The sequence below is a fragment of the Streptomyces sp. NPDC096132 genome (assembly GCF_044763345.1).
Lineage (GTDB): Bacteria > Actinomycetota > Actinomycetes > Streptomycetales > Streptomycetaceae > Streptomyces.
On record NZ_JBIWGA010000040.1, the window covers coordinates 43,160 to 64,800 of the forward strand.

Sequence of the window (21,641 nt, forward strand, 5' to 3'; positions counted from 1 at the left end):
CGTACACGCGCGTGTGCCGGTCGAGGTCCTCGAAGGCGGCGACGATGTGGGGCGCGACTATGTCCGTGGGTGCTGCCGGGCGGCGCGGGGGGCGGTGCGATCCGCCGCACGGGAATGGCGCGGGCAGTCTCGCGCAGCAGGCCGACGGCGGCCGGTACGACGTCCTCGCCGCTCTCGTCCGGGGCACAGCGGGCCCGCTGGATAAAGGCCGCGAGCCTGGTCGTCGGGCTCTGGGCCAGCTCGGCGGCGAGCCCGGCGAGCCGGTCCATCACCCCCTCGGCGACTCAGTCCACGCCGCAGCAGGCCATGGGCCACTGGTCCCAGCTGCCCTGACCCACCAAGGGAGAAGTGCGGCGAACGAGGCCCTGCCCACGACGTTTCCTCGGAAAAGATCGCAGCCGAGTGCCAGGCCCAAGCCTTCATTGCGATTCCTTGGGCCCCGTCCCGTGCGGGCCGGTGTCGACGTCCTCGCCGCGGCTGGCGCGCGCGGTGCGGATGGACCACTGGAGGGCGGCCATGAGGTCGACGGGTTGCACGTGCTCGGGCGGTTCGGTGGGCTGGGTGAGCCCGTGGCCGTGCATCTTGGCGTCGACGAGTTCGGCGACGGCCTGGGGGTAGTGGTCGGTGAGGTCGGGGATCCTGTCCAGTTCGTCGGTGCTGAGGACCTCGACGAGTTCCAGGGCGGCGGCCAGCTCGTCCTCGGTGACGTCGGCCGGGAGGGGTGCGATGCCTGGCTCGAGATCGCGGATCTCGTCGCTCCAGCGCAGCCCGTTGAGGACCAGGGCGTCGCCGACGGGGCGGAGCATGCCGAGCCGCTCACGGTCCCCGCGGGTCGCGTACTTGACGATGGCGACCCGCGACCGGCGCTTCAAGGCACTTACCAGAAGGACGTAGGGCCGAGCGGTGGAGGGGGAGTCGATGGCGGCGAGGTAATAGCCGCCGGCTCCGATCTGCCGGGGGTCGATCCGGTCGGTGGGGACGACGGCGACCAGCTCGATGGCGCGCGCGGTGGCGATCGGCAGGCTGTCGAGATCGGCGTCGGCCAGCGGCACGATGCCGGCGGGCGTCTCATAGCCACAGCCGATCGCGGGCAGGGGAACCTCCTGGTCGTCCAGCTCGCACACCAGGCGGTCACGGATACGGCCGAGGCAGCCGCCGGCCGTGTGGACCTGGTGCAGCGGCGTCGTCCCGCGCTCGACGGCGCTGACCAGGCCGATCGGCACGGAGACCTGGCCAAAGGTGATGTGGCCGTTCCAGATGACGGGCCCGGGCATGACGGCTGCCCTCCCTCACTCCCCTCGTGAGCTGGGATTTCATGCTATGCCGCAGGCGACCGCGGGGCGTCTCCGGTCTACGTCAGCGGCCCCAGCGCGACGTCCGCCCCGCACTCGCGCAGGCAACGGCACCCGAGGGCCCCAGCGCGTCGAGCGCGGTGAACACGTCCAGCTCCTCCCCCTCCTGGGGCGCCTCCTCGCAGTCTCACACGTGCACGACGAGCCCGGCGGGGCGACTGCCGACGGACGGCATTCGCCGGACTTTCCAGGCCCAGCGGTCGGCCGCCTGCGGCGTCGGCTCCTCAAGGCTCAGTGGGCTCGCGTGACTCCACGGCCTCGGACGCGGGGTCGTCTGCCCACATGCCCAGCCCCACCCAGTACATCCACCCGGTACGGGTGAAACAGCAGCTGGCTGGACAGCGCCCGCAGGCGGCGCCGCCGTGCGACGGTGTGCACCGGGCGCGGCACGGCGAGCGCCGCGTACATGCGCTGCCAGTCCACCTGGAGCTCGATCAGATCGCGGGGGAAGGGGGCGTACTCGTTAACCAAAATTAGGCCACGTGTTCGATTTTCTGGCCAAGCCGACGCGTCGGCACCCGCCACGGGACCGGTCATGGTCGCTCCGGGGAGACTTGGACTTGTGCCTGGTCGTCGCGCCGCTGACGCGCATCGGACGTGGCCTCGCCCGTGTAGAGATCGGCGATCCGCCGCACGGTCACGGGGAGAGACTCCCTCCCTATAGCGAGACGCGCCCCAGCCGCACCTGCCAACGTCCGGCACGTGGCGTAACAGACACCGTCGACAGAGGCGGCACTTTGAGGTGCCAGAAGGCTCTCACAGGTGCTGACAGAGCGTGGACAAGCACGGCCCGGGTGACCGCCGGTTCCGTGATGGCCAGTGCGCCGCCCGTGTCGAGGGGCAGGCTGTTCAGCCAGTTCGCGATCCGTTGGCAGAGCTGGCGCACGGACTCGCCTCCGTGGGGCGTGGCATCCGGGTCCGTCATCCAGGTGGAGAACCCGTAGGGGTCGGTGGCGGCGACTTCGGCGGCCGTGCGACCGCGCCACTTGCCGTAGTCGACGTCGCGTAGCGCAGGCTCGAGGGTCGTCTTGAGGGCCAGGGCATGAGCGGTCTGGGCGCAGCGCGTCGAAGGTGCCCGGACGGCCACCGAGTAGCGGGGCAGGGTTCCTCTGGTGGCGCCTGCCTCAGGCAGGCCGCGCTCACTCAGGGCACCGTCATCGAAGACTGCCTCGCTGGTGTCGTCCCCGGCGATCGCGCAAAGCAGTGTCAGGCTGATCGTCATGGCTGATCCCTTTCGTACCCGGCAGCGGGCCGGCTGGTACGAGACGGCCGGAATTCCCACCTCCACAGTCAGGCAAAGCTACGCACGGCAACCATCCGGCACCTGACCGGAACCGACCCGCCGACTGGCTGGTGCACTCCCGCCACCTGGCCGCATTCGGGGCGGGGCATCCGCAGAACCGCCCTCGACGTGGTACGAATCGGACAGTGGGCCCGATGGCGAGGGAGCACGCGTGATCCGGGTAATGGTGGTCGACGATGAGGCACTGATCCGTACGGGCTTCCAGCACATCCTCGAGGTGACCGACGGCATCGAAGTCGTGGCGACGGTTCCCGGCGGCGAGGCGGTCCGAGCGGCGCAGGAGCGACACCCCGACGTCGTCCTGCTGGACATCCGGATGCCTGACGTGGACGGCCTCACCGTCCTGGCCGACCTCCGCCGTCTACCGCACCCTCCGGTGGTGGCCATGCTCACGACGTTCGGCATGGACGAGTACGTCGCCACGGCACTCCGCTCGGGCGCCGCCGGCTTCCTGCTCAAGGACACCGACCCGGATCAACTACCCTCCCTGGTACGGGCGCTGGCCGACGGCGGCACCGTCTTGTCCTCCAAGGTCACCCGGACCATCGTGGACGGCTACCTGAACGCCGGTCCTGAGGAAGACGCCGTCCGCTGCCTTGACCGGCTGACCGACCGCGAGCGCGCCGTACTCGCCTTCATCGCCGACGGGCTGTCCAACACCGACATCGCCGCACGGATGCACCTGAGCACCGGCACGATCAAGGACCATGTGAGCGCGATCCTCACCAAGCTGGAGGTGGGCAGTCGCGTCCAGGCCGCCCTGCTTGCGGAACGAGCCGGCCTGCTCAAGCCGCCGCGTGGCTAGAAAAGATCATGAGTACTCGCCGTCTGTCCGCCCCGTTGCTGGACGCCGCCCTCGTCGGAGTATCACTGCTCGATGTCTGGGCCCACGTCGACACCTCCGAGCCGCTGCGCATGGCCTGCGCCCTGGCCGCTGCCTTCGCTCTTCTCCTGCGCCGTCGCCTGCCGCTGCTCACATTCCTGCTCACCCTTCCTGCAGTCCTCGTCTCCGACGCGATTTTCGCCGCCCTGGCCGCGCTGTACACGCTCGCCTCACTCACCCGCCACCGCGCCCTGCTGGCTGCCTGTGCTGTGGCGTTCACCGTCAGCGACATGACCCCGTTTCCATCGCCGGACCTCGACTTCTCGACACCGTCGACCTTTGTCACCCTGAGCTACACGGCAGCGACGGCGGCCGCACCGGTGTTCCTCGGCCAGCTCGTTCAGACCCGGCGTGATCTGTCGTTGCGACTCGCCGAGATCTCCCAGGCACGCGACCACGAGCGGCACCTGACCGCCCAGACCGTGCTGGCCAAGGAACGCACGACACTCGCCCGCGAAATGCATGACGTGGTTTCGCACCAGGTGAGCCTCATCGCGGTGCAGGCCGGAGTACTCCAGGTCGGCAGCCCGGACGCCGAAGTCAGACAAGCCGCAGCCACGATCCGCAGGCTGAGCGTGCAGACCCTGGACGAGCTGCGGCACATGGTCAGCGTCCTGCGGACCTCCGGCGGCCGGCCCACGGAACTGATCCCGCAGCCCTCCCTGGCTGATCTCCAGCAGTTGGTCGACAACAGCGACATCGAGGCCGAGCTGCAGACGGACCTGTCCAGCAGCCTTCCTCCGCCCGTCCAGCGCGCCATCTACCGCACCGTCCAGGAGGCGCTGACCAACGTACGCAAGCACGCCCCCGGCGCGACAGCGGCCATCCGCATCCACCACAAGGGCACAACCGTCCGCGTCACAGTCACCAACACGGCGCCGACCCGACCCGCTCTGTCCCTTCCCAGCGCCAACCACGGCCTGGTCGGCCTGCGTCAACGTGCCGCGCTCCTCGGCGGCACCGTCACCTGTGGCCCAACCACAGACGGCGGCTACCAACTGTGCCTGGAACTCCCGGCCGAGGGCACGTGGTAGCCAGGCGAGCCTGAGTGCTCCGGGGCGTTGAAGCCGGCGGGACGACTCGTCGGCACTGGCCGGTGTGTGGTGACTGCGGGAGGACACCAGGCACACGCCCTGCCGCCAAGAGCGGAAGGGCATCCAACCGGCAGCTGCCCGTAACAGCACAATTGACTTCCTCCCCCACCTAAAAGTCAGGGGATCCAGAGCGGCCGGATGACGGTGAGCGAGGCAGCGGCCTGCCTTCGCACCGCCACGCTCGGCGTTCTGGGAGTGCACCCTCAGCAGGCCCAGGACGCCTACGACCTGGGCGGGCGGTCATGTGCCTGGCCAGGTAGCGCAGTTGCCGCGTTGACTGAGGGGGCAAGAGTAGCCAGGTCGGCGGTTGAATGATGTCTGGAGCAGAGCCCTGATGAAGAAGCCCTATTGGCAGCCTTACTGGTATCGCCTACGCATTCGTACAGCCAGTGAGCCGTGGGCCGGATGGCAGGGACTGGGCGGACCGAAGTTCAGCCAGGTTCCGAATGTCGCCTTGAGGGACTCGTCCCTGGAAGCGTGGGTCACCGCCTTCCTGCAGGAGGCCCGGAGCGAACTCGACGATCTACGCGGTGACCTGCTGATCGAGTGCTATGAAGAGCCGGCCCCGAATGCGGCCACCGTTCCCGTGTACTCCGCCCAGATATCGCTGGGGCCTGGGCAGCCGCTCAGGTGATCGCCTCGTGCCGAGGTCGTGCTTGTGGGGGACGGGGCGGGGTGATGTCCGGACAGATCCTCGGCCTGCCGCTGCTTATCTCTGATTGAGATGACTGACATCCCGAACCATCTCATCAGGTGAGGAAGCACCGAGGGGTACATCAGCGCTTAGACCTGCGTGACGGCATCGAAGAAGCTGTCGGCCATCCCACCCAGCAAGCCCCGCCCGTGCCGGTCTCCCGGCTCGCCCCGTCAAGAAGGTGCCCATGTCCGCCTCATCCGATCCCCGGACCTCGCGCCGGCCTGCGACCGCAACGGCCCCTCACGGCGTACCGGGGTGGCTGGTCGCACTCCTGGCCGTCGCTTCCGGCATGACGGTCGCCAACCTCTACTACGCCCAGCCCCTGCTGTCCTCGCTGAGCGGTGTCTTCCACACGAGCACGGCCACCGCCGGCTCCCTGATCACGCTGACTCAGGTCGGTTACGTGATCGGCATGCTCTTCCTGGTCCCGCTCGGTGACCGGCTGGAGAAGCGCAACCTGATCACCGTTCTGCTGACGGTCACGACGCTCGCCCTGGTGGTGGCGGGACTCGCCACCAGCTTCCCCATGCTGCTGATCGCCTCGCTGATCAGCGGCGCCACCTCGGTCGTCGCGCAGATCCTGGTGCCCTTCGCCGCCAGCCTCGCCCCCGACCACGCCCGCGGTCGCATCGTCGGCCGGGTGATGAGCGGGTTGCTCACCGGCATCCTGCTCTCCCGTACGTTGAGCAGTCTGGTCTCGGACGTTGCCGGCTGGCGTGTCGTCTTCCTCGGTTCCGCCGCTCTGATGGCCGTGCTCGCCGTGGCCCTGCGCGCGGCCCTGCCGGAGCACGCGCCGACCACGACCATCCCCTACCACCACGTGCTGCGCTCCACCGTCCGGCTCGTGCGCACGCACCCGGTACTCCTGCGCCGTGGCCTCTACCAGGCGGCGATGTTCGGCGCCTTCAGCGCGTTCTGGACCACGGTCTCCTTCGTCCTGACCGGCCCCCGCTTCCACTACTCCCCGATCGGAGTCGGCGTGTTCGCCCTCGTCGGCACGGCCGGAGCGGCCATCGCTCCGTTCGCCGGGCACTGGGCCGACCGTGGGCTGGTCCGCTCCATGACCGGCGTGGCTTTCGTGGTCGCCGTCCTGGCCTTCGCGCTCGCCGGGTTCGGCGGACACAGCGTCGTACTGATCGCGCTGGCCGCGATCCTCATCGACATGGCCGTACAGACCACCCTGATCCTCGGCCAGCACACCGTCTACCAGCTCGACCCCGCCGCCCGCGCCCGCCTCAACAGCGCCTTCATCGCCATGTTCTTCGTCGGCGGCGCGGTCGGCTCACAACTCGGCTCCGTCGTCTACCACGCCGGGGGCTGGGCCGCCCTGACCGTCCTGGGTGCCGCCCTCCCCCTCATCGCTCTCCTCTACTGGACCACCGAGCGGCGGCAGGGGGCGGCGGCGGAGCCGGGCCCCGCGGGCCTGTGACGCCGGGTGCCCGAAGAGTCACATGAGGTCAGGCGAGGCTGGGCGGTTGCCGACAGAGCCGGTGAGGTTCTGTCGGCAGCGCGCTGTGGAGCCACCGGGGCTGGTACCGCGCGGCCTCCGCACCGCCTGGCGGCAGTCACTCGCCGCCCATCCCTCACTCGACACTTTCGCCCTCCGACCAGGTCCGGGCCCACTGTAGAGGGAAAGCAAGAGGCGCGGTCCTCGCCTGACGGACAGGTGCTGCGGCCGGGCAGCGGGACATGGAGCGCTGTGGCGGCACTCACCCGTTTCCATGCGTTCTGTCGGACAGTGCGGAGCCGGGTGACCGCAGGGCCGTGGAGCTGGTGAGGGCCGCTGCGGCGGAACTCGCCACGTCCGCGCCGTCGTCAGCGGTGGAACTCAGCCGCCAGGCACTGGGACTCACCGCCGAGCGGGCCCCGGACCGGCCGGCGATCAGCACCGAGACGATGCTGCTGCTCTGGCAGGCCGGTGGGCTCCGGCCCTGGCGGCAGCATGGAACCGGAGGCCGAAGCGCGGGTGCGGCTCGGCCTGGCGCGGATGTCCGGCCAGTGCGACTTCACCGAGGCGGCTCGGCTGGCCGCGGCCGGAGTCGCTCTTCCCGGCATTCCTGCCTCGCTCAAAGCCCAGTTGCTCGGGCTGCGGGCCCTCGACCTGTCGATGGTGGGGGATGACGAGGTGACCGCCCATGCCGTGTCCGATGCCCTGGAGGCCGCGGCGCAGGCTCAGGACAAGGCCGCCGAGGCCACCGCGGTCGCCGTCGACTCGGTCGTGCGGTTCTACCGGATGGACTGGACTGCCGCGTTCGCGTGTGCGGACCGGGCTTCGGCCCTGGCGGCCGAAGTCGGGTTCGCCCGTCGCGGTGATCCGGCTGGTGGCTGAGGGCCTGACGAACCGGCAGGCAGCGGAGCGCTGACGTGCGGTGGCGAGATCGACGTCTTCGTCCAGGCCGTGGCGGACGGCACGGCTCGAGTCCTCGCCGCCGCCCAACTGGCCGCCGCGGCAAGGCGTCGGGTCGTCGTGGCGCGGGCGATGTCGGACCTCGGCGAACAGACCGGCGGAGCCGTCGCCGTCTGGAAGGACGGGCACCTCGGCAGCACCGGCAGTGCCGGTCTGGACCTCGGGGTCCTCGCCGACGCGCGCCTGATGCTCAGCCAGGACGACACGACCGTACGGACGTACCTCGGCGTGCAGGGCGAGGCCCGGGTTCTGTTCGAGGCCTGGTCCCCGCCGCCACGGCTGCTGGTGTTCGGGGCCGACGCCCACGCCGCCGCCGTGAGCCAGATCGGCCGGATCGCAGGACCGTGGTGTGCGTGATGACGCACGACCCGAAGTTCGACATTCCTGTCCTCGGTGAGGACTGGGACGGCCGTTGGCCTACGTGGGTGTGCTCGGCTCCCGGCGTACCCAGGCACGCAGGATCCGCGATCTCGCGGAGGCCGGCGTGTCCCCCGAGGCCATGGCGCAGCTGCACGCACCCGTGGGCCTCGACCTGGGCGCGTCGACGCCGGAGCAGACCGCCATCTCCTTCGCGGCGGAACTCGTCGCGGTGCGCAGCGGCCGCAGTGGCCGCTGGCTCTCCCTGCTGGACGGACCCATTCACGGAAGGTCCCTTGCTGGTCGACGTCGTCACCGATCCCGCCACGCGCGACATTCCGCATCCCTGAGCCGGGCAAACGGTGCCCGTCTCAGGACGGTGACCGGGTCCAGGCCGGGTCGTCGGCCGAGAGGCGGTGGGTGGTCACCGCGGTGAGGGCGAGGAGCAGCAGGGCCAGGCTCAGGGTGAGCACGAGGTGGCCGTGCAGGACCAGTTGGGCTCCGACCAAGGCGCCGAGGAGCATCGCCAGCACGGACAGGATCCGGCGGCCGGGCCGTGGAGCCGCACCGCCGGCCGGGGTGGAGTCCGCGGCGAGCCCCGTCAGGGTCAAGGTCAGTACGGTCGTGGTCAGGTCCGGGACGCCGAGGCGCCGGGCGACCGCGTTCTGCAGGCCCATGCCGAGCCCGAGGAACACGATCAGTGTGTACCGGACACCGGTGGTGACCTGGCCGCCGGTGACCGCGGCGGCGACCACGGTGACGGCGAACAGAACCGTCTGCACGGCGGTGGCCGTCTTCAACAGGTTTCCGCGGTGCGTCGAGAACCGGGTGCCGAGCCTGCCCCCGGCGAGCGCGCCGACGAGGAACGCCGCCAGCGCGACGACGGAGGCGAGCGCGGACAGGTTCGCGGCGCCCACCAGCGCGAACCCCAGGAACACCACGTTGCCGGTCATGTTGGCGACGAAGACGTGCCCGAGGGCCAGATAGCTCACCGCGTCGACCAGCCCCGTGACCACCGTCAGCGTCAGCATGAGGGGAGGCAGCGGGCCGTGGCGGTCCTCTCGGGCCGGTGCGAGTGTGCGTACCGCGTCATTCAGCAGCCTGCGCATACTGCTTCCCTTCCGTTGCGGTGGGCGGACGGTGCAGTACGACGCGGGTGAGCAGTCCGCTCACCGGGCCGACCACGATGGCGGGGAGGACGACCCACAGCGGCCAGGGCGTGACGCCCAGCACCTGGTCGAGCGACCACCGGCCGGGCCCGGTGAGGGCCAGCGCCGCGGAGACGACGACGAGGACCATCGGGTATTCGTAGCCGTCGTTCTGCACCCACAGGCCCTTGGGCCGTTTCACGGTGCCCGCGACCGTCATCACCCCCATGGCCGCCATCGCGGCCAGGGGTGTGAGCAGTCCGGCGGTCAGGAACAGACCGGCACCGATCTGACTGGCTCCGGCGACGATCGCGGTCAGCCGACCGCCGCGGAACCCGTCGTCGCGGAACTCCTCGGTGCCGCCCGCCAAGCCGTGGCCGCCGAGTCGGAAACTCACCTTCTGAACCCCATGGCCGGCGATGAGAAGTCCCGCCACCAGCCGGAGGACCAGCAGTCCAGCGTTCATCTTTTCCTGCCTGTTCCTGACACTCTGTCCTTGACTGCTCTGCGAAGGAGCGGGATCAGCCGGCGGCGTGGGCCCCGATGACGGCCTGCGCGTAGACCACGCCGAGGCCGTAGGCGCCGGCGTGGTCCTTCACCACGTCCATGACCGACAGGTAGGTCTCGCCGCGGGCCCAGTCACGCTGCAGCTCCAGCAGCACCTGCACCCAGGTGACCGGGACCGCGCCGCCCTGGACCACGCGCTGGATGGCGTGTTCGTGGGCCTGCGGGCTGACGCCGCCGGACGCGTCGGTGACCACGTACACCTCGTAGCCCTGCGTGAGGGCGGAGAGCACGGGCAGGACGATGCAGACCTCGGTCCACAGCCCCGCGAAGACCAGTTTCTTACGGCCGGTCGCCTTGACCGCCTCGACGAAGTTGACGTCCTCCCAGGCGTTCATCGTGGTGCGATCGATGACCTTGTGGTCGGGGAAGACTTCGGGCAGCTGCGGCATGATCGGGCCGGAGAAGGACTCGGCGGCCACGGTGCTCAGCACGACCGGCACGTCGAACGCCTTGGCGGCCTTCGCCAGGCCGACGGTCGAGTTGATGATCGCGGTGCGGTCGCCGCTGCCGGTGCCGAAGAACATCTGCGGCTGGTGGTCGATGAACAGCACCGCGCAGTTGTCCGGGGTGAGCAGGTCGGGGCTGGGGGCCGCGGTGACCTCGGAGATGTTGACCATGGGAGGGCCTTTCCAGGGGTGTTGTGATCACGGACGGGTGTCCGCTGTCGAGCGCAACCGCGCGGTGCGGTGCGAGTTGGGGTGGTGTCCCGGGAGGGGCGGCTCGTGACCGGGCCCCTCCCGGGAGATCAGAGGGAGAAGCAGGGGTCGAAGAACGTGCTCGCGGACTCAGGGGTGAGGCCGCGTCGGGCGCGCCACTGACGGTGCTGTTCCGACTCGGCGACGGCCTGGCCGAGCAGTTCGGCCTGGCGGGCGCCCGACAGGCCCGTACCAGGCGTGGCGTGGTAGCCGCCGAAGTGTGCCACCGGGCTCCAGGCGGGGCTGATCGGTGGCAGTTCCTCGTCAAGGCCCTCGTACTCGGCGGTGGCATGGACGATCCGGCCGCCGACGACCGTGAGCAGGGACTCGATGTGCGCGATGTCCTGCTCGGGCACGGTGAAGTAGTCCTCGGACAGGACTGCCAGGTCGCCGAGGAAGCCTGGGCGCAGGACGCCCTTGACGCCCTCCTCCCCGGTCAGCGCGGCGCCCGCCTCGGTGAACATCGCCAGCGCGGTGCGGCGGTCGACCCGGTTGTGCGGCGGGCGCAGGACCAGGTCGCCCACGGTGCGGCCGGTGATGAGCCAGTGCAGGGCGACCCACGGGTTGTAGGTGGAGACCCGGGTCGCGTCGGTGCCGGCGCCCACGGTCAGGCCGCGCTCCAGCATGGCCCGGATCGGAGGGGCGTCCGCGGCGGCACCGGGACCGTAGCGGCGTAGGAACGCCTCGCCCTGGAAGGACAGCCGGTTCTGCACGGACATGGCACCGCCGAGGGCGGCGATGCGGTCCAGGCTGTCGGCGGACACGGTCTCTGCATGGTCGAACAGCCACCGGTTGCCGGCCGGGAAGAGCCCTTCCGCGGCTAGCTTCTCGAACACCTCGAGATCCCGGCGGATCGTCTCGTCGTAGGTGGCGTGCAGCCGGAATCCCCAGCCGTTCTCCATGAGCAGGCGTACGGCCTTCTCGAATTCCGCTTCGAAGTCGGCTAGGTTTGGCCGTGGCTCGGCGAAGTTCTCGAAATCCGCGGCCGCCCATGTCAGATTCTCGCCCGCACCATTGAGGCGCAGCCATTCGTCCCCGTCCTCGGGCCGAGCCATTTCGATCCAGCGGGTGAGGTCGTCGATTTCCTGGCCGGCGGTCTGCGGAAAGAGATGATAGGCGATGCGCAGTGACAGCTGACCGGCCTTCGCCAGTTCGACGACAGTGCTGTAGTTGTCGGGGAAGTTCTGGAACCCTCCGGCCGCGTCGATCGCCGACGTGAGGCCGAACCTGTTCAGTTCCCGCAGGAAGTGACGGGTGGAGGTCTTCCTGTCCTCCCCTTCCAGCACCGGGGCCTTGGCCAGGGTCGAGTAGAGGATGAGGGCGCTGGGGGCGGCCAGCAGCATGCCCGTGGGCTCACCGTCCCGGCCCCGCACGATCTGGCCGCCCTTGGGGTCAGGGGTGTCCCTGGTGAATCCGGCGGCCTTGAGAGCTGCCCTGTTGAGCACCGCCGACTGGTAGAGGTGCAGGACGAACACCGGGGTGTCCGGCGCGGCGGCGTTCAGCTCGGCGACGGTCGGCAGCCGCCGTTCGGCGAACTGCTCGGCCGACCATCCGCCCACCACCCGTACCCACTGGCCCTTGGGGGTGCGGGCGGCTTGCTCACGCAGCATCGCCAGGCCCTGGCGCAGTGTGGGGACACCGTCCCAGCGCAGCTCCAGTACGTAGTTGAGCCCGCCTCGGATGACATGCAGATGCGCGTCGTTGAGGCCGGGAACCGTCCGGCGGCCGAGGGCGTCGACCACCTTCGTGTCCGGGCCGATGTGGGAGGCCACGTCGTTGTCGTCGCCGACGGCCGTGATGACACCGTCGCGGATGGCGATCGCCTCGGCCTGCGGGCGGACCGGGTCTCCGGTGTGGATCTTCGCGTTGCGGACGACCAGGTCCGCGGCGTTGTCGGTGGCGCGGGGAACCAGCCCACCGACCGGCATCGTGGACACCTTTCGACAACCTCCTGCGGGATGAACGGCGTCGATTGCCTTTGCATCGACTTCCATGTGCGTGGACAGCGGCGGGCGCAAAGGAATCGGGGAATGCGCAATTACCGCGCCCAAGCTGAACCGATCCGCTTTTCCGGGTGAGCCTTCCATGCGATGCGCAGGCTCGGGCCTGTTGGCCCTCGACTGCTGCGCCGCCAGGCTATTTCGCGTCGACGCGTCCACATATCCCGGCAGTGCACTGGATGCATTCCGACAGTGCACTGCCTCTGGCGTGCACTCCGGGGTCAACTCCGGTGCGCGCATGGACAATTTCCGCCGCCTGCGTGGCCTAAAGGCTGTCCCGTAAGGCGCCACGGGAACCCCGCATGCCTGGTTCATCGCCTGGGCCCAGGCGGCCGACTCGGCCCAGCCCGAGGCGGTGGGCGCCGTGAGCGAGCACTCCGCCCCGCTGGACGAACCCAGCGAGGCGGAGAAGAACTACACCCGGGAGCGGAACTCCCGGAGAGGTCAGTCAGGACCGGATGTCAGACCCATCGGGCCGGGAGGTCGGGGAAACCCTGGCCGATCGTCGAGAAGCGCGGATACGGCAAGAACCCGACGAAGTCGGAGCCGGCCAGCCTCGCTGAGTCCGCCACCACGACATGGACCCGTGGCGGGCGTTCGGGGTCGCCGGTCAGGAACGGCTCCTCCAGGACGACCGCATCGTCGAAGCGCGTCCATCGAGTGAGGCTCCCGCCCGTCACAGGGCGGGTCCTCCCGCGGGAGACGAACTCCACTGCGTCGGAGAACCGGAGACCGAAGCTCTCCAGGACTGTCCAGCCCCGCAGCGTCGACCACAGGGCCACCATCTCCACGAATTCCGTGAAGCCGGCGAACATGTCCGTGTACTCGCCGCTCCAGGAGACCCCTACCCTGCCGTCGCGACGCAGAACGATCGCGCAGGGAGCGTCGTGGTTCTCCGCGATGCGGATGAACTCCTCCCCCTCGGGGGACGAGGTCCAGCCGCCCCGAGAGACCGAGAGCCGGGTCCATCCGTAGTAGTTCCCCCCGTAGCAGGGAAGGACGCAGCCCTCCCACTCCGCCGAGAGAAGTTCGATCAGTGCTCCCGTCTCGGACGGGAAGTCGATCGAAGGGACCTCTCGAAGTCCACGAGGGGCACGTACCTCTTCGTTGAGGAACTGGACGGACTCGGCTGTCGGTTTCACCCGGACGCTCCCTGCACAGAGTTGTAGGGCACGATCAGGAGCCCGTTGCTCTCGCGGACTCGCCCAGCGTCAAGGGCAAGAGGTGGCTCGTCATGCCGCTGGCCGGTCGCGAGAAACGCGACCGCTGGCTGCAGGGCTTCATCCCTGCTCCATCATTCTTCTCCAGTCCGTCGGCTCGACGAAGGCACCCTGACCATCCTGGAATGATCCTCGCGTGGCTGATGTGATCACGCCCGGCCGGCCGTGGCCGGGACTCCCTCGGCGGCGATGTGGCCGCCGCGCTCACCTTGGTGGCCAAGGAGCCCGGCGGCCTCCCGCTGGTCCAGCAGGTGCTCTACCCGGTGGCCTACGCGAACTTCGACACCGGCTCCAGGGCGCCATCCACGACTTCGTGATGCTCAGCGTCCCGCGCGAAACCCACGTCGCCGAGGCCGCCATCACGCCGGCCACCGACGTCCTGCGCACCGCGCTCCGCGCCGACTGACACTTCGCTCCGCGCTCCCCTCCGTCCCGGCCCAAGGAGGTGGCCGGTCTCATCCGCACAGCGGTAGACGACGGGCGGCATGGCGGCCGCTTGGACGGACTTCCTCTACGGTGTCCATCCGCGCGGCCCATGTCTGTTGGCTCAGGGCAGGCTTCTGCTGCGGGACGCCTTGTCACCCGGCGCGGCATCGTGACCACCGCGACCAGGCCGGGTACCAAGCGACCGCCAGGACACCGACCGCGGCGACGGGGAACGGAATCCGTTCGGCCAGGCTCCTTGGTGTGGTCGTAGGTGCACGCCCCAGACCGTGAGCAGGAAGACGGCCGCCGGGACGGTGACCGCGGCGCCGGCAGCAGTCGGCGAGGTGCTGGTGTGACTCGTGATGTGATCGGCGTACGCGGCCAGGCCGGCGCCCTCCGCGGTCGCCGAGGCGAAGACGAGGTAGTGGCCGTAGGCCCAGGGGAATCGCCTTCGGTGGGTCTGGTACGTCGTGGCGAGCAGCGAGTGCGCGGGGCGGGCGGAGTACAGCCACCACATGGCGTACGCCAGGAGCAGGCCGTCGGCCGCCGGCGCGTACAGCGAACCGGTGCCGTGATGCCGGTCGAAGGCGCTGCGGACCGCGACGGTGGCGGCTGCTACGGACTCGCCGAGGACGATGAGGGTGAACAGTTCGTAGCGCTCGGCGATGTGGTGCGGATGCCAGGGCGTCATCCCGGCGGACTGCGCCTCCACGGGAACGGACACCTCGGCCACGATCAGCACCACGATGCCCGGCAGCTGGACTGGCGCCGGGACGAAGAGCAGCCCCACCCAGCCGAGCTGACACGCCGCCCGGTCCCAGCCCGACGACCACCACATCCGCCTGCTCGTTCGCGCTCGTGCCTCTCCTCGTTCCGCCGCCTCTCCGGGCATGGACTGTCCCGCTGACGCCAGAGCGGCCGGACTACGGCCCGAGTCCGCCGGCGCACGCAGGCTTGCCCGAGAGCGAACACCGAGGACAAGGACCGGCACAGTGCGCTGGCGGGCACCACCGCATGCACTGCCGGTCAAGACACCCCCCGACCGGGCACCTAGCGTCACCGGGGTACGCACAGCACGGAACCGCAGGAGGCGGACCATGACCACCAACTCCCCATCCACACACAGCAGCCAGCCCCTGCTGCACCAGAAGGGTGAGGTGATCCAGGAGTTCGGGACCGTCAAGCAGTTCCCCATCGCCCTGACCTACGAGGCACGGATGTATTCCTGCCAGCGCCTGAACAAGGTCCTCGCGGACACGCAGATCCTCTACGGCCTCTACAAGAAGCACCACTGGCTGATGCGCGGCGCGACCTTCTACCAGCTGCACCTGCTCCTGGACAAGCACGCGGGCGAACAGCTCGACATCATCGACACCGTCGCCGAACGCATCCAGTCGCTGGGCGGCGTCGCGGTGGGAGACCCCCGGCACGTCGCCGAGATCACGTCGATCCCGCGGCCCCCGGACGGGGTGGAGGAGGTGCCGGCCATGCTGTCCCGGCTGCTGGAGGCCCACGAGACGATCCTCATCGACGCCCATGACGCCACCGCCAGGACCGCCGAGTGCGGGGACGACGGCACCATCGACCTGCTGGTCTCCCAGGTGATCCGGACCGGCGAACGGCATGTGTGGTTCCTGGCCGAGCATCTGGTCGACACACCGCTGGTCCGCGCCTGAGCAATGGGCTCGGCTGCCCCGGCGTACGCGAGGCGTGTCCGGAGCGGCATGAGCCGGCATCCGCACGACGGACCGCCGCCCGCATACGATGCAGCGAAGATCGAAGACCGTCGCCTTCGCACCAGACGGAGCGCTGCTGGACCGGGAGCGGATGATGGATCTGCGGCAGATGGAGGTTGTCGTCGCGGTGGCGGACACGGGCGGTTTCACCGCGGCGGCCCGGCGACTGCACGTGGTCCAGTCCGCCGTGTCCAGCACGGTCCGCGCCCTCGAACGCGAACTGGGCACCCCCTTGTTCGACCGCACCACACACCGCGTCGCCCTCACCCCGGCCGGCGAGGCGTTCGTCCCCGCGGCACGCGCGACGCTCCGGGCCGCCGAACTGGCCCGGGAGACCGTCGACGCCGTACGGGGGCAGCTGCGCGGGCGGGTGACGGTCGGCACGATGCAGGGGGTTTGGGCGGGACTCCACCATGCCTTGGCCGCGCTGCGTGCGGAGCATCCGGGCGTGGTCGTGCAGCTTCGGCAGGCGGCCGTCGCCGACATCCGGCAGGCACTGCGTGAGGGCACGGTGGACCTGGCTGTGGTGGCGCTGGACCGCCAGCAGCAGCGCGGGCTCGCGACCCGGCTGCTGTCCCGCGAGGACATGGTGCTGCTGGCGGCCCCCCGGCGGGTGCTTGCCGGGGTGACACCGAACGGCGAGGTCCGGCTCGCCGACGTCGCGCAGTTGCCCCTGGTGGACTTCACACCCGGCTGGGCCATTCGCTACGCGGTCGACCGGGCCTTCCGGGCCGCGGGCGTCGACCGCAGCACGACGTTCGAGGTGAACGACATCGGCGCGGCAGCCGAACTGGTCCGCAACGACCTGGGCGTCTGCATCATGCCCAGGTCCATCGCCGACCGCTTCCCCGATCTGCCTCAGTACCGGTTCGACCGGCACGCACCGAACTGGAAGATCATGGTGGTACGACCTCCCGGCGAGGCACCCCCGGCGGTCGCCGCGCTGCTACGGCACATCACCTGACGGCAACGTACGGCTCGGAATTCTGAACCTCCGCTCCGAGGACCAGGGCAGACGTAGAGAGCGCTGTGGGACCACTTCCCGTGCACGCGCGGTCATCCCAGCCGTGCAGTGGACTCCTACCGTTCGAGAACCACCCAATCACCTGATACCCGGAGGAACCTTGCAGTTCGGGATCTTCAGCGTCGGCGACGTCACACCGGACCCCACCACCGGCCGGACACCGACCGAGCGCGAGCGCATCAAGGCCATGGTCGCCATCGCACTGAAGGCCGAGGAGGTCGGGCTCGACGTCTTCGCGACCGGTGAGCACCACAACCCGCCGTTCGTGCCGTCCTCGCCGACCACCATGCTCGGCTATGTCGCGGCGCGCACGGAGAAGCTCATCCTCTCCACCTCCACCACCCTCATCACGACCAACGACCCGGTGAAGATCGCCGAGGACTTCGCGATGCTCCAGCACCTGGCCGACGGGCGGGTGGACCTGATGATGGGCCGTGGCAACACCGGCCCGGTGTATCCCTGGTTCGGCCAGGACATCCGGGAGGGCATCAACCTCGCCATCGAGCACTACGCCCTGCTCCACCGCCTGTGGCGGGAGGACGTCGTCGACTGGGAGGGAAAGTTCCGCACCCCGCTGCAGGGGTTCACGTCCACCCCGCGCCCGCTGGACGGCGTACCGCCCTTCGTCTGGCACGGCTCGATCCGCTCGCCGGAGATAGCCGAGCTGGCCGCCTACTTCGGCGACGGCTTCTTCCACAACAACATCTTCTGGCCGGCCGACCACACGAAGCAGATGGTCGAGCTGTACCGGGAGCGCTATGCCCACTACGGGCACGGCACGTCCGAGCAGGCGATCGTCGGGCTGGGCGGGCAGGTGTTCATGCGGAGGAACTCGCAGGACGCGGTACGCGAGTTCCGGCCGTACTTCGACAACGCGCCGGTCTATGGACACGGGCCGTCCCTGGAGGACTTCACCGACCAGACCCCGCTGACGGTCGGCTCGCCGCAGCAGGTGATCGAGAAGACGCTCAGCTTCCGGGAGTACGCCGGTGACTACCAGCGCCAGCTGTTCCTGATGGACCACGCGGGGCTGCCGCTGAAGACCGTCCTGGAGCAGCTCGACATGCTCGGCGAGGAGGTCGTGCCGGTGTTGCGCAAGGAGTTCGCCGTCGGCCGCCCGGCGGACGTGCCGGAGGCGCCGACCCACGCGTCGCTGCTCGCTTCCGCTTCGGACATCGCTTCGGAAATCGCTACGGAAGGGACCGCCGCATGAAGCTCGTCGCTGTGTCCGCGGGTCTGAGCACCCCCTCGTCCACACGTCTGCTGACGGACCGTCTCACCGAGACGGTCCGCGACGAGCTCGCCGGTCAGGGCCACGAGGCGGAAGTCGAGGTCATCGAGTTGCGGGCCCTGGCTGTCGCCATCGCCAACAACCTCGTCACCGGTTTTCCCCCGCCTCAGCTCGCCGGCGCGATCGAAGCGGTGACCAGCGCCGACGGCCTGATCGCCGTGACGCCGGTGTTCAGCGCTTCGTACAGCGGGCTGTTCAAGTCCTTCCTGGATCTGATCGATCCGGGCGCCCTCGCGGGCAAGCCGGTCCTGATCGGGGCGACGGGCGGTACGCCCCGCCACTCCCTTGTCCTGGATCACGCGCTGCGCCCGCTCTTCGTCTACCTGCGGACCGTGGTCCTCCCGACCGGCGTGTACGCGGCGTCGGAGGACTGGGGATCCGGCAGCGACGCGCACACGGAAGGCCTGCCCGCACGCATACGCCGGGCAGGCCGGGAGATGGCCTCGGTCCTGGCCACCAGAGCAACTCGTCCCGTGGCGGAAGACGACCTCACCTCGGCCAGGAAGCAACTCGCCGATCTGCGCTTCGACTGATCACGCCCATCGCTTGAAATGGGCTCTGACCTGCGGTAACCACATGGGATCTCGCCCCCGGCGCGAAGGCTGCGTCCAGCCGGGCACGGGCGTGCCGCTCGACGAAGATCGGCACGAAATCGCGGATGCGGGAATCGCGGAGCCTGTCCTCAGTGGCCCCGACCGCAGCCTCGATCGCCGCTGGTGCCACCCCTGCGTAGGCGCCGCACATCCCGTGCAAGCGCATACAAGGCGCTGAGGAAGATCACAGCTCCGGCCACGATCCAGAGAGCCGATGTCCCTGAGCGGTACTCGCGAACGGCACCGACGAGCAGCATCATGCCGGCAAGAACGCCGAAGGCCGAGATCAGAGCGCTGATGCGGTTGGTCACACGGACATCATCAACGACAACCTCGGCCAGCAGGAGTGTCATCAGGCGCTGCATCCCGAGGTGAGCCGGTCCACCGCGATCCGGCTACATCACACGCGGTCGGAGGAGGTGGCCGGGGTTCAGACGGCCAAGCGGCGGATGGCGACCGCGGCCGCGTCGTCGTTGAGGTGTCCGTGGACGTGGGCCAGCAGGTCCTCCTGGAGATGGCGCAGGAGGTCGTCGGGGTCGTCCTTGGTCCACTCGGGCGCCCGTTCGGTGAAGGGGTAGAAGAGTCCGTCGGCGTTGCGCGCTTCAATGACGCCGTCGGTGTAGAGGAGCAGGAGGTCGCCGACCTCGAACGGGAAGGTCTGGACGTCGTAGGCGGCGACGCCGAAGGCCCCGCCGAATCCGATCGGGAGGTGGCTCGCCTCGGCCGTGAGCGAGGTGAGCTGATTGCCGCGCAGGAGCAGCGGGGGTGGGTGGCCGCAGGTGATGAGGTGGACGACCGGATCGTGGTCGGGGATGTCGAGCAGCGTGGCGGTGGCGAAGTCCTCGTCGGTGTCCTGTTCTGCCTGTGATCGCCACTGGCTGGTGTCCCAGCGGAACGCGGCGTCCATGTGGATGGCGAGGCGAGGGAGGGTGGCCTGCCGATGGGCGGCTGCGCGGAAGGCGCCGAGCAGCAGGGCGGCGTTGTTGATCGCGGCCAGGCCATTGCCGCGGACATCGCCGATGAGGAGCCGGGTGCTGTGGTGGGCGGTCCGTGCGGCCGCGTACAGGTCTCCGCCCAGGTCGGCTTCCTCCTCGGCGGGGATGTACAGGCCGGCGATGCGCAGCGGGCCAGTGCGTGCGGGCAGTGGCTGCAACAGCACACTTTGCGCTGCCTCGGCCACCGACCGCACCCGGTGCAGCTGCCGCTCACGCCGGTCCCGCACCACGCAGACGGTGACGCAGACGCTGGAGACGACGATCAGGGCAGCGATCTGGGCCTGGATGTTGGCGGTGGGCAGGACCCCTCTGAGCACACCGATCAACACCTGGGCCGCCACCGCGAGTGCTCCCATCAGCGCCGTCACACGGGCACCGGCGAACGCCACCGTGATCGCGGGTGCCGCCACCAGCAGGGGACCGAGGTGGATGTGCGGCGGAGCCAGCACATCCACCACACAGACCGTGACGATCAGCCCCAGTGGGATCACGGCCAGTGCGGGTGCGTGACCCGGCCGCCAGGAACGCCGGACGTCCGGCCGTGGTCGAAGGGCCATGCCCCAAGGGTCCCACCCAGCTCCGCATACGGGGATGTGCGCCGCCCCGGAGTCAGCGCAGACGGACGTTGGTGTGACGGCGCTGACTCGGTCGCCGTCGCTGTGATCATCCGGTGTGTTCAGGGCGCACCCATGAGGCGATCCAGCGATGGCGCCAGAACCGAGGCGAGCGCCTCGGCGTACGCCTCTGAGAGGTGGCTGTCGTCGCGGTAGACGGCGGTGTTGGCGACGACTACGGGGCAGCTGCCGGTGCGAGGGGCGCAGAGCCAGGGGGTGGGGTCGATGACTGTGGTGGCCGTGGTGGATGCGGCGGCGCGGAGGGCGGCGCCGCGGGTCTTGTCGCGGGTCGCGTCCGGTAAGCGGTTCGCGCACGCGTGTAGTCGCAGGGAGTTCCTGGCGGCGCAGTCGATCGGGTCGCCCTTGGGCCATGGGGTGTCGAGCAGGGCGGCGACCCGGACGCCGGAGGTGCCCAGGTCGCGGAAGGTGTTCTCGAAGCCGGTGGTCCACTGGTGGAGGGGGTCGGCGGCGGGGCGGGCCGGGTCTCCGGCGTCCGAGGAGGAGACGACGACCAGGTCGGGGCGCAGGGTATTGATCCTTGCCATGGCGTTGGAGCGCCAGGTGTCGCAGGCGGTGTACGGCTGGTGGGCGATGAGGATGGTCACGTCGGCGACCTTGCAGGAGGCCTTCGTCAGCGAGATCAGCTTCCAGCCGCGTGTGGTCGCGAGCCGATGCAGGGCGGGGAACCACTGGGCCGCGTGGGAGTCGCCGAAAAGGACGACCGTACGGGAGGAGGTCCGGTCGCCGTAGACGCAGGGCCGGGTGCCGGTGGCGGCGTAGTCGACGTGGCAGCCGTCCCGGTAGATCGCGGAGCGGGTGGACTTCACCTTCGGCAGGGGCGGGGCGAGGTTGCTCGGCAGGGCGGTGGGGGACGACTCCAGGAGTTCGGTGAGGCGCGCCTGCGGGGCCGGTGTGCCGGAGAGAGCCTGCGCCAGCGCGGGCGCGGGATCGCCCACCTCGATCGTCGGTGGGACCGCCGTCGCCGTCAGGGCCAGCGCCGAGGCGCCGATCGACAGCGCGGCTCCGAGAACCAGGGCGCGGCAGGGGCGCCCGCGGAGGGCACGGTGGAAGCGGACCGGGTTCTCGACCAGGCGCAGGGTCAGCCACGCCAGGCCCAGCGCCGCCGCGGACAGCCCGAGCGCGAGCGGCACGCCGGCCGTGCCGTCGGCGCGGCCCAGCGCCGACGGGGCGATGACCAGCAGCGGCCAGTGCCACAGGTACCAGCCGTACGAGAGTCCG

The 21,641-nt window shown here is 69.8% G+C and carries 24 protein-coding genes; 12 read left to right on the plus strand and 12 right to left on the minus strand.

Annotation, left to right across the window (positions count from 1 at the left end; translation table 11 throughout):
• Nucleotides 1-114: 114 nt before the first annotated feature.
• Nucleotides 115-333, plus strand: a complete 219-nt coding sequence (locus tag ACIRF9_RS47710; RefSeq protein ID WP_403836321.1) for a hypothetical protein — start codon at nt 115-117, stop codon at nt 331-333.
• Between the two features lie 86 nt (nt 334-419).
• Here the strand turns inward: ACIRF9_RS47710 and ACIRF9_RS47715 are convergent, their stop codons facing one another.
• Nucleotides 420-1,274 (minus strand): Ku protein, encoded by an 855-nt coding sequence (locus ACIRF9_RS47715; protein WP_403836323.1) that lies wholly within the window; start codon nt 1,272-1,274, stop codon nt 420-422.
• A gap of 736 nt (nt 1,275-2,010) precedes the next feature.
• Nucleotides 2,011-2,574 (minus strand): histidine phosphatase family protein, encoded by a 564-nt coding sequence (locus tag ACIRF9_RS47720; RefSeq protein ID WP_403836325.1) that lies wholly within the window; start codon nt 2,572-2,574, stop codon nt 2,011-2,013.
• A 232-nt stretch (nt 2,575-2,806) separates the two neighbouring features.
• Between ACIRF9_RS47720 and ACIRF9_RS47725 the strand changes: the two genes are divergently transcribed.
• The 7 genes from ACIRF9_RS47725 (at nt 2,807) to ACIRF9_RS47755 (ending at nt 8,529) form a co-directional block, all read left to right on the plus strand.
• Nucleotides 2,807-3,460, plus strand: coding sequence for a response regulator (locus ACIRF9_RS47725; RefSeq protein ID WP_403836327.1), 654 nt, complete (start codon nt 2,807-2,809; stop codon nt 3,458-3,460).
• Nucleotides 3,461-3,468: 8 nt separating this feature from the next.
• Nucleotides 3,469-4,572, plus strand: coding sequence for a sensor histidine kinase (locus ACIRF9_RS47730; RefSeq protein ID WP_403836329.1), 1,104 nt, complete (start codon nt 3,469-3,471; stop codon nt 4,570-4,572).
• A 394-nt stretch (nt 4,573-4,966) separates the two neighbouring features.
• The gene (locus ACIRF9_RS47735; RefSeq protein WP_403836331.1) at nt 4,967-5,266 is read left to right on the plus strand and encodes a hypothetical protein; all 300 of its coding nucleotides are present in this window, start codon (nt 4,967-4,969) and stop codon (nt 5,264-5,266) included.
• A 247-nt stretch (nt 5,267-5,513) separates the two neighbouring features.
• A complete protein-coding gene (locus ACIRF9_RS47740) occupies nt 5,514-6,758 on the plus strand; it encodes an MFS transporter (protein ID WP_403836333.1) in 1,245 nt (414 codons plus the stop codon).
• A gap of 513 nt (nt 6,759-7,271) precedes the next feature.
• A complete protein-coding gene (locus ACIRF9_RS47745) occupies nt 7,272-7,658 on the plus strand; it encodes a hypothetical protein (protein ID WP_403836335.1) in 387 nt (128 codons plus the stop codon).
• A gap of 69 nt (nt 7,659-7,727) precedes the next feature.
• The gene (locus ACIRF9_RS47750; RefSeq protein WP_403836337.1) at nt 7,728-8,093 is read left to right on the plus strand and encodes a hypothetical protein; all 366 of its coding nucleotides are present in this window, start codon (nt 7,728-7,730) and stop codon (nt 8,091-8,093) included.
• A gap of 70 nt (nt 8,094-8,163) precedes the next feature.
• Nucleotides 8,164-8,529, plus strand: coding sequence for an XdhC family protein (locus tag ACIRF9_RS47755; protein WP_403836374.1), 366 nt, complete (start codon nt 8,164-8,166; stop codon nt 8,527-8,529).
• Here ACIRF9_RS47755 and ACIRF9_RS47760 read toward each other — a convergent pair.
• The 6 genes from ACIRF9_RS47760 to ACIRF9_RS47785 form a co-directional block, all read right to left on the minus strand.
• Nucleotides 8,465-9,202, minus strand: coding sequence for a YoaK family protein (locus ACIRF9_RS47760; protein ID WP_403836339.1), 738 nt, complete (start codon nt 9,200-9,202; stop codon nt 8,465-8,467). The two genes, ACIRF9_RS47755 and ACIRF9_RS47760, sit on opposite strands and share 65 nt — an antisense overlap.
• Nucleotides 9,183-9,707: a DoxX family protein gene (locus tag ACIRF9_RS47765; RefSeq protein WP_403836341.1), complete on the minus strand. Its 525-nt coding sequence runs from the start codon at nt 9,705-9,707 to the stop codon at nt 9,183-9,185. The genes ACIRF9_RS47760 and ACIRF9_RS47765 overlap by 20 nt, the downstream gene beginning before the upstream one ends.
• Nucleotides 9,708-9,762: 55 nt before the next feature.
• A complete protein-coding gene (locus ACIRF9_RS47770) occupies nt 9,763-10,425 on the minus strand; it encodes a hydrolase (protein ID WP_403836343.1) in 663 nt (220 codons plus the stop codon).
• Nucleotides 10,426-10,553: 128 nt separating this feature from the next.
• The gene (locus ACIRF9_RS47775; protein WP_403836345.1) at nt 10,554-12,440 is read right to left on the minus strand and encodes an amidohydrolase; all 1,887 of its coding nucleotides are present in this window, start codon (nt 12,438-12,440) and stop codon (nt 10,554-10,556) included.
• 524 nt (nt 12,441-12,964) lie between these two features.
• A complete protein-coding gene (locus ACIRF9_RS47780; protein WP_403836347.1) occupies nt 12,965-13,645 on the minus strand; it encodes a hypothetical protein in 681 nt (226 codons plus the stop codon).
• 625 nt (nt 13,646-14,270) lie between these two features.
• Nucleotides 14,271-14,987, minus strand: a complete 717-nt coding sequence (locus ACIRF9_RS47785; protein WP_403836349.1) for a low temperature requirement protein A — start codon at nt 14,985-14,987, stop codon at nt 14,271-14,273.
• Between the two features lie 259 nt (nt 14,988-15,246).
• Here ACIRF9_RS47785 and ACIRF9_RS47790 point away from each other — a divergent pair, with 259 nt between their 5' ends.
• From ACIRF9_RS47790 to ACIRF9_RS47805, 4 genes are all read left to right on the plus strand, one after another.
• A complete protein-coding gene (locus tag ACIRF9_RS47790; protein WP_403836351.1) occupies nt 15,247-15,825 on the plus strand; it encodes a Dps family protein in 579 nt (192 codons plus the stop codon).
• Between the two features lie 88 nt (nt 15,826-15,913).
• Nucleotides 15,914-16,849, plus strand: coding sequence for a LysR family transcriptional regulator (locus ACIRF9_RS47795; protein ID WP_403836353.1), 936 nt, complete (start codon nt 15,914-15,916; stop codon nt 16,847-16,849).
• 160 nt (nt 16,850-17,009) lie between these two features.
• Complete coding sequence (locus ACIRF9_RS47800) at nt 17,010-18,122, plus strand: LLM class flavin-dependent oxidoreductase (RefSeq protein ID WP_403836355.1); 1,113 nt, start codon at nt 17,010-17,012, stop codon at nt 18,120-18,122.
• Nucleotides 18,119-18,733, plus strand: coding sequence for an FMN reductase (locus ACIRF9_RS47805; protein WP_403836357.1), 615 nt, complete (start codon nt 18,119-18,121; stop codon nt 18,731-18,733). Before ACIRF9_RS47800 ends, ACIRF9_RS47805 begins: the two co-directional genes overlap by 4 nt.
• Here ACIRF9_RS47805 and ACIRF9_RS47810 read toward each other — a convergent pair.
• From ACIRF9_RS47810 to ACIRF9_RS47825, 4 genes are all read right to left on the minus strand, one after another.
• Nucleotides 18,690-18,959 carry a three-helix bundle dimerization domain-containing protein gene (locus ACIRF9_RS47810; RefSeq protein ID WP_403836359.1) on the minus strand — a complete coding sequence of 90 codons (270 nt, stop codon included), beginning with the start codon at nt 18,957-18,959 and terminating at the stop codon, nt 18,690-18,692. The two genes, ACIRF9_RS47805 and ACIRF9_RS47810, sit on opposite strands and share 44 nt — an antisense overlap.
• Nucleotides 18,883-19,146, minus strand: a complete 264-nt coding sequence (locus ACIRF9_RS47815) for a hypothetical protein (protein ID WP_403836376.1) — start codon at nt 19,144-19,146, stop codon at nt 18,883-18,885. Before ACIRF9_RS47815 ends, ACIRF9_RS47810 begins: the two co-directional genes overlap by 77 nt.
• Before the next feature lie 77 nt (nt 19,147-19,223).
• Nucleotides 19,224-20,345: a PP2C family protein-serine/threonine phosphatase gene (locus ACIRF9_RS47820; protein WP_403836361.1), complete on the minus strand. Its 1,122-nt coding sequence runs from the start codon at nt 20,343-20,345 to the stop codon at nt 19,224-19,226.
• Between the two features lie 119 nt (nt 20,346-20,464).
• Nucleotides 20,465-21,641: SGNH hydrolase domain-containing protein (locus ACIRF9_RS47825; protein WP_403836363.1), on the minus strand; the 1,177-nt coding region annotated here is incomplete at its 5' end.

Coding starts and splice junctions, on each gene's coding strand:
- ACIRF9_RS47710 (WP_403836321.1), top strand. CDS start 115: ATGGCGCGGGCAGTCTCGCGCAGCAGGCCGACGGCGGCCGGTACGACG.
- ACIRF9_RS47715 (WP_403836323.1), bottom strand. CDS start 1,274: ATGCCCGGGCCCGTCATCTGGAACGGCCACATCACCTTTGGCCAGGTC.
- ACIRF9_RS47720 (WP_403836325.1), bottom strand. CDS start 2,574: ATGACGATCAGCCTGACACTGCTTTGCGCGATCGCCGGGGACGACACC.
- ACIRF9_RS47730 (WP_403836329.1), top strand. CDS start 3,469: ATGAGTACTCGCCGTCTGTCCGCCCCGTTGCTGGACGCCGCCCTCGTC.
- ACIRF9_RS47735 (WP_403836331.1), top strand. CDS start 4,967: ATGAAGAAGCCCTATTGGCAGCCTTACTGGTATCGCCTACGCATTCGT.
- ACIRF9_RS47740 (WP_403836333.1), top strand. CDS start 5,514: ATGTCCGCCTCATCCGATCCCCGGACCTCGCGCCGGCCTGCGACCGCA.
- ACIRF9_RS47745 (WP_403836335.1), top strand. CDS start 7,272: ATGGAACCGGAGGCCGAAGCGCGGGTGCGGCTCGGCCTGGCGCGGATG.
- ACIRF9_RS47760 (WP_403836339.1), bottom strand. CDS start 9,202: ATGCGCAGGCTGCTGAATGACGCGGTACGCACACTCGCACCGGCCCGA.
- ACIRF9_RS47765 (WP_403836341.1), bottom strand. CDS start 9,707: ATGAACGCTGGACTGCTGGTCCTCCGGCTGGTGGCGGGACTTCTCATC.
- ACIRF9_RS47770 (WP_403836343.1), bottom strand. CDS start 10,425: ATGGTCAACATCTCCGAGGTCACCGCGGCCCCCAGCCCCGACCTGCTC.
- ACIRF9_RS47785 (WP_403836349.1), bottom strand. CDS start 14,987: ATGTGGTGGTCGTCGGGCTGGGACCGGGCGGCGTGTCAGCTCGGCTGG.
- ACIRF9_RS47790 (WP_403836351.1), top strand. CDS start 15,247: ATGACCACCAACTCCCCATCCACACACAGCAGCCAGCCCCTGCTGCAC.
- ACIRF9_RS47795 (WP_403836353.1), top strand. CDS start 15,914: ATGCAGCGAAGATCGAAGACCGTCGCCTTCGCACCAGACGGAGCGCTG.
- ACIRF9_RS47805 (WP_403836357.1), top strand. CDS start 18,119: ATGAAGCTCGTCGCTGTGTCCGCGGGTCTGAGCACCCCCTCGTCCACA.
- ACIRF9_RS47810 (WP_403836359.1), bottom strand. CDS start 18,959: ATGCGCTTGCACGGGATGTGCGGCGCCTACGCAGGGGTGGCACCAGCG.
- ACIRF9_RS47815 (WP_403836376.1), bottom strand. CDS start 19,146: ATGACACTCCTGCTGGCCGAGGTTGTCGTTGATGATGTCCGTGTGACC.
- ACIRF9_RS47820 (WP_403836361.1), bottom strand. CDS start 20,345: ATGGCCCTTCGACCACGGCCGGACGTCCGGCGTTCCTGGCGGCCGGGT.